A 12,201-nucleotide genomic window follows, 5' to 3' on the forward strand; every position below is an offset into this window, starting at 1 on the left:
TGAAATCTGGTTGTTTAATGAAATTTTGCGCAGTAGTCTAACCAATATTCAATCAAGTGAAATTTTTTAAAACGAAAAACCTGTTCAACATTTTTGCTGAAATTAATAATTAATTGTAACCAAACAAACCGGCAATAGAAGTTTTAATTACAAAATTACAAGTAAATCAAATCATTAAAATATGGGATATAATATCGCAGGCTTACTTATAAAAAGTCAAAGTGACCAGACAATCATCGAAAATCTTCTGGGCGGCAAAATTAGTTTTTCTAAGGAAATAGGTTTTGAAGATGCAACCAGCAGTTTTCGGGAAGATAATACGATTGATATTTTACAGACGGAAACGGGAACCCTGATATTTACGGAGTTTGGTACGTTGTACGACATTTCAAACTTCGATGGGGAAATTATACAATTCATCATTTCCGACATTTCAGATACTTATTATTTTGAAAAGTATGTCAGTGGGAAACTTGAGCGGAAATATATCTATTCCCAGGGAGAGATTTCAGAAGATGAAGGCTCCGGTATCATACAAGAAGGCGAAGATCTGGAAGATGTGATCTGGCAACAAGCAGATGATTTCCTTCAAAATAATTTTACGGAAACGATGTTCGAGCTAAAGTTTAAAAGATTTCACCTTTAAAGTTTTTCGATATAAGATTTATAACCTAAAACTATTATTAGGGCAAACAGAAATTTGATTTATACCACATACGATTATCAGCAAAATCCGGTTGATGCTTTAGGTCTTTCTGAATATGAAAAATGAGGTTACAGAAAAAACTGGAAGAAGTAGTTACGGAATTATTCAGGAATTGATAATATCCATTAACCGCTGTAAATCAGGTTTGCGATAAGCAGGTTAACCAAATAATTAAATTACGATATGATGGATTTTTTGAAAAAAATATTTGGAAGTAAACTGCCTGATTCTTTAAATGAGAATAAACTTATGAAGGAAAAAACAGATAAAACAGACAAGATGCTATTTATAGAAAAATATTTAGTGAGCCAAGACGGTAATTTTTTCTACGATAACTTTTATGATAATGACATTGATGCTATTGCGATGTGGATTGACTGGCGTGAAGAAGATGAAAATATTATTACATACTGTGAAGACATACTTCAAACAAATGTACTTTCCGTTAAAACCAATAACGCTGATAATGAAAGAGGATTTGAAACCATCATAAACTACAAAAGTCAGGAAACATTAATTCCGTATAAAGGAGCTGGTGCAGACAGAGATACCACGTTAATAACCCTTAATCAGGTCCTCCAGCCTGAATTTGAAATTAGGATTTGTAAAGAAAGTCTCGGAAATGATACGCTTTGTTTTCTGCCGTTATCTCAAGAGAAATGGTTATTTCTTGACACCAAATATCCCGGGCAGGTGATTGAAAAATTTGAAATCATAACACCAAATGCAAAAATGTTTATTTAATATATTCTTTAATAAAAAAACACTACCAAATTTATATTATTTATGAAAAAATACTATTAAAATTTTCCTTCTTTTGACATCGTTGATCATTACCTCCTGCAATTCTCAAGACAAAAAGTTTGTTGATTTAACAGAAATATCGAACGATGGAAGATCTTCAGATTTATTCACCGGGAAAACAATTTTGAAAAAAAACGCTGTAAACTGCTGAAAATAAAAATGAAAGAAATAGCTGAACTGAAAATACTTTTTGACGAAATAAATACGTTAAAAAATAAAGCTTCAATGAACGTTTGTCAATTCTGTTCTGAGTTAACCGATTCAGACGACGATGAATATTTGACATTTCATTTTTCTTTACTGGAACAAAAGAAAAGGTATTTTCAACCGAACCTGAAACTGTATTTCAGTTTCAGACAAAACAGAGAAAAAGCACATTACTTTCTGAAAGATAAGCTTCAGAATATGAATGATGAGCAATTGAAAAATGATATAGAAGACATACTTGATGACATTAATTTCCACACCTTAGAAGAACTGCAGCAATGGGTTAGGGATATTAAAAATGGAAATAGAAGCGATACAAATAAATTGATTACATCGGTTACAAGAAGTTCTTTTGTGGAATTTCATTATAAATTGATTACAGACCGACACCTTGATGTCGAATTAAGAAAACAGCTGCAAAACAAGTTTCAAGAACACGGAGAGAAAGCTGAAATTTTGCTGCTGGGAAAACTGGAAAATGATGAAGATATTGATTTTCAGGCAGAAATTATTTTCATCTTAGGAAGCATCAGCGAAAAAAGTAAATACAAGAACCAAATTTTGGCATTTGCCAGAAAGTTTGCAGAAAGTGAAGACGATTATACGAGAGATCGGGCAATCATTGTGTTAGGATGGGTCGGAACTATGAACGATACTGATATCTTAAGGCGACATTTACTGGAAGATGAACATCCAAATTGCAGGGCCTGGAGTGCATCATCCTATATGCAGATGTGGTTCAGAAACAAGAGGGATGCGCTAAAACTGAAAGCATTTGAAGCCTATAAAAAGGCTCTGGATAATGAAAAGGATTATTTTGTACTGTCCGTTATACTGAGTTCTGTTCAGGAATTAGGAAAGACTAAACTTGGGATTTCACAAACCGCATTAGACGAAGTTGATCAAGAAAAGATAGATACTGCAAAAACTAAAGCCATGAAATTTTTAGAGAGAATTCTAAAGCCAAAGGCATAAGCTTAAAAAATGTGAAAATGATTTTTGAATTAACCAATGAACAAAGAAAATACCTGGGGCTGATTCCTGTGGAAAGCACCTGGGAAATAGTAAAGTTAAATGATATGTATCTGTACTTTGAAGGCGATACGATCAGAAAAAAAATATCAGTTACCGAAAACTCCTATTCAGAGGAGGAGTTAAATGAGAAAACAGCAGAAAACAGAACTATTTTACTGCCCAAAACATCAAAAGGAAAACCTAAAAAGCTCAACTTTACGGCAACGCAGTCATTCAGTTCGCTTGGCGTATATTTCAGTTTTTCAGAAGACTATTTAAGAATCGCAAATTATACCACACAGACGGCCTATCATTCCGAAAATTTTGAAGAAAAAGGAGATCTCAAAACGCTTCACAGATGGCTTACAAAATGGATTGAGGAAACAGCTGAAAAAGATTTAATCGAAATCGAGGCCTTTAAAAATGCAGAAAGAAAACGCTATAAATATAAAGAAGGCGACTTTTTTGCTTTTAAGATCGATCGAAGACACTATGCATTTGGCAGAATCCTGATTGATGTTGCTAAACGGGTAAAAACGGAGAACCTCAAAGCCAATAAAAATTACGGCTTAACCCAGCTGATGGGCAAAGCTTTGATTGTGAAATTGTATCACAAAATAAGCAGTACGCCGGATATTGATCTGGCAGAACTTTCACAGACGTTGGCTTTACCGTCGCAGGCTGTAATGGACAACCAGTTTTTCTATGGAGAAAAGGAGATTATAGGATATCAGCCTTTGGAAATTTCAGAATATGATATGTTGATTTCGTATAGCAAAAGTATCAGTTCAGATGATAAAAACACGGTCTACCTGCAGTATGGGTTTATTTATAGAGAGGATGACATTGCCAAATTTAATAAATACCTGAAAATAGAGGATAAGAATTTACATACAGGTTACAATGAAAACCCATACAGAAATGAATCGATCGGCTATGGCCTGGATACTGAAAAACTTCAGGATTGTATTGCAGACCAATCCAATAAACCCTATTGGGAAAGCAGACACTTGTATGACATCAGATACGATCTCAGAAACCCGATGAACATTGATGTTAAAAGAGAAATATTTGAGTTTTTCGGATTGGATGCAGATAAGACCTATGAACAGAATTTAAATCTTGCAGAATAGATGAGAAAATTTTCTCCGCCGAGCATTATTTGAATTCTAAATGAGGCCAAAACAAAAGAATTAAAAATAAATGAAACAGTTATTATTGATATTGATCTTGCCACTGATTACCTTTTGCAGCAAAGCTGAACAGACAGATCTGGCTCAACTGAAACTGAACGAACCAGTTGAGAATCTGCTCAGTGAAACATCACGAAAAAGTATTGGAACAGACAGTGTAGAATATCCTTTTGCAATTTTGGCAGAAGATACAGACAGTACAAAATTTGTATTTTCCGGCATTCCTGTGGATAAGGTTTATTTTCTTTTATCGGCAAAAGTTAATAATGACAGCGTTATGAAAAACGGGGGAGGACATTTCGAGAGCACCTTTTTTAAAACTGGAAAACAACTGGAGAATAACCTTAAAATCTTAAAAAAGCAGAATGGTTCAACTGAGATTTTTGGTTTCAGAGCTGAAATCAAAGGTGAAAAAAATCAGAGCGAAGTAAAGCAATTGCTCACAAAAAAGTATGGCAAAGGAACGAAAAACCCCAATACAGATAATGGTCTCTATTGGAATGTACAGAAAGAAAACAAATATATTTTCTTCGCTCCGGATTATGACAGGCTGATCATCCTAAACAGTAAAAACCTTTCAAAATCATGCTACTGGGATATTCAAAATGGTATCATCAGTATAGGAACAGAAAAATGTGATTCCGAAAAATATTTTAGTGAAATGGGTATAAATATAGAAAAATAAGACTTAATAATCCTTAGCAAAAACAAATCAAATATATGAGCATCACGAAAAAATTTCAGGAAATTATAAGCCTTCAAAAAAGCCACGATGAGGAATCTCCCGGAATCTTAAATCCTCCGATTTCAAATAGCGATATTGAAGAAATTGAAAAATTACTGGAAGAAAAATTGCCGTCCGAAATACTGGAGTTATACTGTTTTGCAAATGGACAAAATGATATAGGAAATGGTGTTTTGTTTGGGCATAGTTTCTGTAATTCTGAAGAAATCATAAGACAATTGCAATTCAGCAGAAGTTCAATTAAGCCAGAAACTAACAGTATTCTAAATCCTGAACAATCTGAACATTTAATAGAAGAAATCATCGGTTTTTATGTGCGTTATGCACCCAGGAATCAACTTTTCGGTCTGCAAAAATCGTGGTATAAAATGGAGTTTAGCTGCTCGCCACAGAGTAGTGAAGGACCTTATCTTTATCTAAAAGAAAATACCACTGACAGAAACAGGGAAATTTTAGATATTGACATTGACGAACTCAGAAAGGTTCTGGAAATGGTTAAAAACCTACAGGAACTGGAAAGGGAAAGCTACCATTGGGATGAACTGAAATGTATTGTTTACTCAAATGGGAAGTATGAGGTTGAACGTTCTTCATACGACTTTGATCATCAAATTCCATTTACCTCAACACCCGAAAATGCAATTCAGAAAAAATATTTTCATTACAAATGGCTGCCCGTTTTTTCAGATTCCGGGGGTAACTATATCGGAATAGATCTCGATCCGGATATTAATGGAACAAAAGGCCAGATCATTAACTTCGGAAGAGATGAAGAGGATATGTTTGTGCTCGCCGAAAATTTGGAACAATTGTTTGATAAATTATTGGTAGAAGCCACTAAACATGAAAACCGACTCGTTGATTCTGAAACACATCTACATGATATAGTAATAGAAATGATTAAGGAAGAGCATTCTAAAACAAAGCTGTAGTATTTAATGAATGATCATCATTCTATAAGTTCAACACGATAAGGCTTCAATATATAAAAGGAATAAAATAGTTGGGCTCAGTTTATTTTTAAAATTAATTTCAAATGAGAAACTCACCTTTAAAATTGAAAAACATTGATTATATTCTATCTGCTTTTGTACTGAGTTTTTTTCTAAGCTGTAACGGAGAAAATTCCCAAACTAAGAAAAACCAATCTATTATTCCGGAAGTTAGGGAAATGAAAGCTCATCAAGCCAAGGTATTCCTGACCTACATAGATTCTATAGTGAAACTTCCTGATACAAAATTTAATGATGCAGGTATCAGGTTCTTAAATAAAAGATTTTTAAGTGAACTGCCATTGGGAATACATGACTCAATAAAAGAGGGGAATAGGAAAGATATCTTTATACAGTATTATCAAAATAATGAAACATACCTTGAAGTGGGATCGGGAATTATATTTCTGATTCCTGAAACTATTACAGATTCTTTGGTTGTTGCAGATTTTACAGACTATTTTGGACATATTAAGACTGAAAAACCACTCATAGGTATTACGGCGCAACCTCTACCGGTACATATACGGGTTTCCTCCCACAGGGAAATTAAATTAACTTTTAAAAATAATGAAAACCGCGACCAGGCTGGGGTTACTACGGTTGAGGTTTTAAACTTAAATAAAGAACGGAATGAGTAGAGTACAACTAAACAATTTTTAACGAGTTAAAGTTTATAAGTTTCGTTAGGATGAGTTGTTCAGTACTTTCCAAAACATTTTCTCCTGCAAGTTTTTCTTTAAGAGATGGGCTGCCAAAAACAATGATCAGAGATTGGTCACCTGTCTTGACAGGATAAAATTGATCTTCCATTCCTTCCTTCAAAAGTATTTGATTGAGTTGGATGATTAAGTCGAAGTCAAACCATTCTTCACACAAAAGTTTGATTTGATGATTTTCATTGCTCAATGTAAAACTTATTTCAACAATATAATGCTCTCGGTTTTCAGTCCATCCTTCGTTCTCAATATTAAGGTTTTGAGGCGAGAATTTACTTTTGCTAATGGATGATAAATTTTTAATTAATTCAATGTAAGCCTTACTTTTTTCAAAACTTTCACAGTCAAACCAGACATAGTCTTTTCCAGCTTCGACAATTCCATATTTTTCAAGGATTTCCATATTTTTTACTTTTATAATCGCTAATCTTCTTCATAATTGCTTCTAAAGATGGCATAATTTTTATCTGTCATTATTTAAATCGGCTGGATTGGTTTTACCCTGCTAAATTTACATCTTTATATTCTCCCTTTTTATCCACATTGATATCGATGGTGTGTCCCCAAAAAATGTCGTCATCGCTACAATAAATCGTGGAGGAGCAGTCTTCATAAAACACGATGCTGGTGACAGACACCCGTTTTCTGAAATCCTCCACAGTGATTGGTGGTTCATCTTCGCCGGTTTCCTCATCTTCTCCTAGCCAGAGGTCATTTTTCAATGCTATCATTTTACTTTCCATTTTCAGCAGTATTTTGTCATAAAACTTTGAGCTCATCTGCTTATCTACAAAAGGAAGTAATTTGTCGAAGTCATCTGGTTCTGCATTGTAAACACTTACTTCAATAATTTGATTCTCTGTATTGAATTTACCTTCATACCATTTCAATTTGTCATTGTACGTCAGTATTCCTGTTGACGGTATATGTATGGTCTGGTGTTTAACTTCTAATTTTTTAGGTTCTTCATACTGTTCATTCGACAATGTATCAAAAGCATTTTCTATTTCCTGCTCGGTAATAGAAAGTTTGAAAAATTTCAGCTTTCTGAAAAGTTCAGTGATATTGGTTTTAATGCTTTTTTTGTCGGTGATGATTTCAATTTCATTTCCAATAATTTTAAGTTTCTTATAATTTAAACTATTGGGTAAATAAATATGACTCTCTGAACTAATGTCTTCAGAAGATCTGGCAATAGTAATTCCCCATTGAAAATTTTCACCTTCCGGATGACTATTCAATATACGTCTTTCATCGTTCCAATGTTCAACCTGAAAATTCCGGAGTAATAGTAAAGCAGAGTAATTTTCATTCGCTGCAGCGAATGGTGAATATTTTTCCAAAAATTGGTTGAGTTCCTTTGTGTTGCCAAGTCTTGCGTTTTTTAGCAGGTCCATCAATTTAAAGTTCCATGTTTCTTTCATTCTGTTTTGTTTTTTTTGTATTTCTTTCGTTACATTTATTGACAACCTTTTGATGATTTGTGATGGGAGTAGAAATGTTATCGACCAAGTAGAACTAAAGCAGAAAATCCGATATTATTGAAAACTACCGTTATTTTATTTCACGATTCAAGATGATCAGCTCATTGCTGTGTTTTTTATCATTTGCCATTGGATAAAAAATAACTGCATAACAATTTTCTTTCGTTTTGTTTAAGCTCGAAATGACAAGGTCTTTATGATCCATTTCTAAAACTTCGTTAGTCAGCAGGTTTTTATAGCCTTTTTCTTCTTTACCGTAAAATATTTCCAGCAATTGCTCATTTTTTGTTGTGATCCATCCGTTGCCGAACTCATTATTAAATCTCGTAATAAAAGTTTGTTCTCCAACCTGTACAGGTTGCCAGGTATTATAAAATCTATCTCCAATTTCTATCAGATTCATAGTATTACAGGCATTTTGTGCAGAAATGATTTCAATGGAAATTTTCCCTTTTTCCTCGCAAAGGATGTATGAATTTTCTTCAAATGATAAACTTAATATCTGCCGGAAAAATTGATGGTTTGATTTGATTGTTCTTTCTCTTACCAATTTTCCCAGTTCATCAATTTGTCGGTGTACCCAATTTGTGTTGTCCTTTGCCAACAGATGGATTTCATTATTCTGAATAAATATTTTATTGTTTCGTGGAAGTGCAATTTTCACATTATGCTTCTTTTTTATGACTCCGTTTTTAAATTCGATCGCAAGAAGTTTGTCAGGTTTTGTATCAGACCAACTGTCAGCGTTATGAAAAATTGAATACTGATTTGATGTTCCGATAAAGTCTCCGACAAACGGTCTGTTTCTTTTTGGTAATTCAATATTTTCACGATTAAAAACCGGAATGCTGATTTCCAAATCTTTATTTGGGTCATAGGGTACAAAAGAAACATAATTTTCCTGATCCGGGCTCAGAAACAAAGTGGGTAAAATGCCATCGTCTTCAACAAAGCTTTCCTCGCTTCCATCGTTGTCAATAACAGTATACACCAGATTATAAGTTTCGTCTTTTTTATAGATATAATTTGTCAGAAGCGTTTTTTCAGCGAAATAAATACTTTCTTTCGCTGAAATTCCAAAGTCTGCAGCTAAAGTTGTCAACGTACCAGATTTGGTTTTTTTGATTGTCGATTTGAATAGATTTATTTGATCAATATTTTTCATAAAGGTCTTTTGTAGTGTTACAGTTTAATAAAGCTCAATTGAAAAATTGCTGTTGAATTTTGCAATCAGTCCGCCTGAGGCAAGGAAACCTTTGTTAGGTGCAGTATTTATTCAATTCCGTATTTCTTTTTTATTTCTTTTTTCGTTTTCTCATCCGCTGACCTGAATCCGAACCCATCACCCTGACTTCCGAAAATCTGATAACCGTACTTCAATCCATAAAACCTGTCAATAAGCATTTTTAAAGGAGCAACTTCTAATTCTTTGTCAAAAACAGCTTTTTTAATAACGGGTAAATACCTCTCCATCATTTGGATATTTGAATGTTGAACAACAGCCCACATAACATTTTCGAATTTCTTGCCTACTAAACTTCTCCCTATATACGTTTTATTGGTTTTGTATAATGAATCAATAATTGACTGATTTTTTTTGTCCAAAACCTGCTGGCTGTCTGACATTTCTTTTGCTTCGTCGTAACTTCTATATTTTTGGTCATTCACATCAACATTATATATTTCTTCAATTAAGGAGAGATTCAGGTTATTAGACTTAGCATATTCCGAAATATCCAATTCTTTCTTAACATCAGTATTGGACTTGCATCTAGCTAATTGCTGATTGTAATCCTCTCTTACAATATCGTACTTAGGATTAATTTTGATGGAATTTTCAAAAGCTAAAATATATTCGCAACTCCCTTTTGCATTGACAAATTTTTTAAATGCAACGTTAATATTTTCCTTTGTTTCATTCAGGTTAAGGAATGCGTTTAATATGTTAAAATAATCTGCCAGATTGAAATTTTCGGGCTTGTTTTTTACCGCATTCCTCGTTTCTTTTAAAATCATAATACCATAGTTATACTCCTTATCTGAAACATTTGGAATTTTATTCGGATTATAATTTAGGATTTGAGTTTCAAAATTATCTATTGTGAATTGAGTAAAAAGCTTTTGTGAATAACCAGGTGTAAACCCAAATACGAATGTTATAAGTATTATTAATTTTCTCATTTTCTTAACAATGTATAAAACTAAACTATATTTTTTTCTCTTAATGCATTATTTTTTATTCCCAGATTTCCCATTCACCATTCTGAAAGTCATATTTTGCGTAGTCTCCGGAGTCTGTAAATTCAGAAGCGGTCATTCCTACTTCAAAAATTGAGTTTTTGCTCCAACTTGCTCTAAAAAAGAGGGCTTCATTCGTTAATAGTGCAGTCCCATAATCTTCATCCTGATGACTAAAAGACAAACCATAATCATTTTCCTCGGATAATTCATAACCGTAACTTACCAATCTGTCATTTAGTTCCTGGAATTGCTGTGCCGTAAATGCAACCAAATTTTCTTCGTTTTCGAAAAAGTTTTCATCATCTGAGACTTCTTCTTTTTCTTTGGTTTCAATTCTGTAGAGTGAAATGTCGTAACTCATCTTTTGAGGTATGTGCGTTAAATTATCAATATTGATTTTTGTCTTTTTCTAATATAACGATTTAAAAAAACATAAAGCTCGTTTGGTTCGTCATTCAAAAAACAGGTGTCATCATCAGGGAAATCTTCTGTCCAAATTTTTCAGCTCTTATGTCAGTATTTTTGGGTTCAAGTAACAGAATTGTAATAAATTAAAATTGTAAAAATGGAATGCCTAAATAACAAACCAGATATTTTCTTTGTCTGTATCCACATTTTTAAAAGATTCCTTTGGTTTTTTACCGGTTAACTTTTTAAAATTTTTTATAAAATGCGACTGGTCAAAAAATAAATTTTGATGAGATAAGGTTGTAAGGTTTTTGCTTTTTTTTGTTGATCAAAGCATTTCTGAAACGGTGAATTTTCCTGTATTCGGAAGGCCACAAGATTAATATGTTTTGAAGATTTTATTTTGTAAGAATTTTCCGAAAATTGATCGTCTGCGTTTTCGTAAATAGAAAATATGCAATAGTTATCCTGTAGGGAATCAATAATAGTATAAAATTTATGAATTATAAAGAATTTATTTCTAATCAAGAATGGCTTAAATTTAACGATCCTGTTTGTGAATTGGAGTAAGTGAAAATTAATAAAGTAATTGGCAGAATGATTTTAAAAGTTTTATTCATTAATATATTTTTTAATTGTTTTTCTGAACATTAAAAATTGTACGGTTGTAATGATTAAATAAATGATAGAAAAGCTGACAAACATTATCAAAATCGTATTAACCTGCAAGGGAAATGATAAGTAAATCATGGCATAAATCAAACAGATAACAGGAATCCCTATAAAAGTCAACAGAGATAAAAAGCGGTTATCTCTGATTTTTTTGATCAGATTCAGGAAAAAAGTCAAAGAAAAAACCAGCAATCCACAAAGAAAAACCAGTGAAAATCCAAGACTTATAAGGATTTCTAAAATGAATAAAAGAGTATCCAGAAAGCCTTCACTATCGGATTGCATTTCAGAAATTACGACTCTGTACAAGATGAATAGAATTATGCTGATCAGAACATTAGTAATCCAGTATTTAAATATTAATTTTTTCATATTTTACAATTTCAAATGCTTTAGTCTGCTTTTACAGTATAATAAGTGTCAAAACTTTTGTAAATTCTTGTCTCTTCGAGTTTGCCTTTGTCGTAGATTTCAACTTTTTCTTTGTCGGATGATTTTTTATCGAAATATGTAACTTCTGTCAGTCTTTTTTTATTGTCGTAAAGTTCCACTTTATCATTTCGTCCGTCTTTCATGTAATGGATTGTTTTCAGATTTCCGTTATTTTTGTAGTAATAACTTTTCTCGTTATAGAAATTTCCAACTTTGCTGGTTTGCCCTTCATACGTGAATTCTTTGGTGTATTTTCCCTCAGATATCAACTGTTGTTTGTCGTTGTAAATGTAATAATAAGCCTGATCTATTGGTTTGAGAAGTTCATAATGCATTGTGAATTCCGGATTACTGCAAGGCCGATGGATCATCACTTGTTCTTTCTTAAAAACTGTCGAATCATTCTGCGAAACCCATAAAGTATCACTTTCGGAAGCATTTTTTTTATGTTTAAATTTTGAAATGATGATGTTTTCCTTGTTACCATTCTCCTTTTCTGAAGTAATATTACAACTGAACAAACTCCAAATAAATAATAAAGCCATTATTATTTTCATACTTTTCATTTTAGCGAACACTTGTTA

13 protein-coding genes are annotated in these 12,201 nt (G+C 32.7%); 7 read left to right on the forward strand and 6 right to left on the reverse strand.

The window, feature by feature from the left end:
- Positions 1 to 181 precede the first annotated feature (181 nt).
- From IX38_RS11940 to IX38_RS23205, 7 genes are all read left to right on the forward strand, one after another.
- Positions 182 to 646, forward strand: coding sequence for a hypothetical protein (locus IX38_RS11940; protein ID WP_034705274.1), 465 nt, complete (start codon positions 182 to 184; stop codon positions 644 to 646).
- Between the two features lie 309 nt (positions 647 to 955).
- Positions 956 to 1,450 carry a hypothetical protein gene (locus IX38_RS11945; protein WP_034705433.1) on the forward strand — a complete coding sequence of 165 codons (495 nt, stop codon included), beginning with the start codon at positions 956 to 958 and terminating at the stop codon, positions 1,448 to 1,450.
- 219 nt (positions 1,451 to 1,669) lie between these two features.
- A complete protein-coding gene (locus IX38_RS11950) occupies positions 1,670 to 2,692 on the forward strand; it encodes a HEAT repeat domain-containing protein (protein ID WP_051884677.1) in 1,023 nt (340 codons plus the stop codon).
- A 17-nt stretch (positions 2,693 to 2,709) separates the two neighbouring features.
- Positions 2,710 to 3,864: an immunity 26/phosphotriesterase HocA family protein gene (locus IX38_RS11955; RefSeq protein ID WP_034705277.1), complete on the forward strand. Its 1,155-nt coding sequence runs from the start codon at positions 2,710 to 2,712 to the stop codon at positions 3,862 to 3,864.
- A gap of 70 nt (positions 3,865 to 3,934) precedes the next feature.
- Positions 3,935 to 4,609 carry a hypothetical protein gene (locus IX38_RS11960; RefSeq protein WP_034705437.1) on the forward strand — a complete coding sequence of 225 codons (675 nt, stop codon included), beginning with the start codon at positions 3,935 to 3,937 and terminating at the stop codon, positions 4,607 to 4,609.
- Positions 4,610 to 4,644: 35 nt separating this feature from the next.
- Positions 4,645 to 5,601 (forward strand): SMI1/KNR4 family protein, encoded by a 957-nt coding sequence (locus IX38_RS21950; protein WP_051884678.1) that lies wholly within the window; start codon positions 4,645 to 4,647, stop codon positions 5,599 to 5,601.
- Positions 5,602 to 5,705: 104 nt separating this feature from the next.
- Positions 5,706 to 6,302 carry a hypothetical protein gene (locus tag IX38_RS23205; RefSeq protein WP_034705279.1) on the forward strand — a complete coding sequence of 199 codons (597 nt, stop codon included), beginning with the start codon at positions 5,706 to 5,708 and terminating at the stop codon, positions 6,300 to 6,302.
- Positions 6,303 to 6,309: 7 nt separating this feature from the next.
- Here IX38_RS23205 and IX38_RS11975 read toward each other — a convergent pair whose 3' ends face one another.
- From IX38_RS11975 to IX38_RS12005, 6 genes are all read right to left on the reverse strand, one after another.
- Positions 6,310 to 6,783, reverse strand: a complete 474-nt coding sequence (locus IX38_RS11975; protein WP_034705282.1) for a hypothetical protein — start codon at positions 6,781 to 6,783, stop codon at positions 6,310 to 6,312.
- 94 nt (positions 6,784 to 6,877) lie between these two features.
- Positions 6,878 to 7,804, reverse strand: a complete 927-nt coding sequence (locus tag IX38_RS11980; protein ID WP_131368674.1) for a DUF2262 domain-containing protein — start codon at positions 7,802 to 7,804, stop codon at positions 6,878 to 6,880.
- Between the two features lie 130 nt (positions 7,805 to 7,934).
- The gene (locus IX38_RS11985; RefSeq protein WP_051884682.1) at positions 7,935 to 9,029 is read right to left on the reverse strand and encodes a hypothetical protein; all 1,095 of its coding nucleotides are present in this window, start codon (positions 9,027 to 9,029) and stop codon (positions 7,935 to 7,937) included.
- Positions 9,030 to 9,136: 107 nt separating this feature from the next.
- Complete coding sequence (locus tag IX38_RS11990; protein WP_034705287.1) at positions 9,137 to 10,045, reverse strand: hypothetical protein; 909 nt, start codon at positions 10,043 to 10,045, stop codon at positions 9,137 to 9,139.
- Between the two features lie 55 nt (positions 10,046 to 10,100).
- Entirely contained in the window at positions 10,101 to 10,466 is a 366-nt protein-coding gene (locus IX38_RS11995; RefSeq protein WP_034705289.1) for a hypothetical protein, read from the reverse strand.
- Positions 10,467 to 11,577: 1,111 nt separating this feature from the next.
- Positions 11,578 to 12,174: a hypothetical protein gene (locus tag IX38_RS12005; protein WP_228377943.1), complete on the reverse strand. Its 597-nt coding sequence runs from the start codon at positions 12,172 to 12,174 to the stop codon at positions 11,578 to 11,580.
- Positions 12,175 to 12,201: the final 27 nt, after the last annotated feature.

The organism is Chryseobacterium luteum, assembly GCF_000737785.1.
Lineage (GTDB): Bacteria > Bacteroidota > Bacteroidia > Flavobacteriales > Weeksellaceae > Chryseobacterium > Chryseobacterium luteum.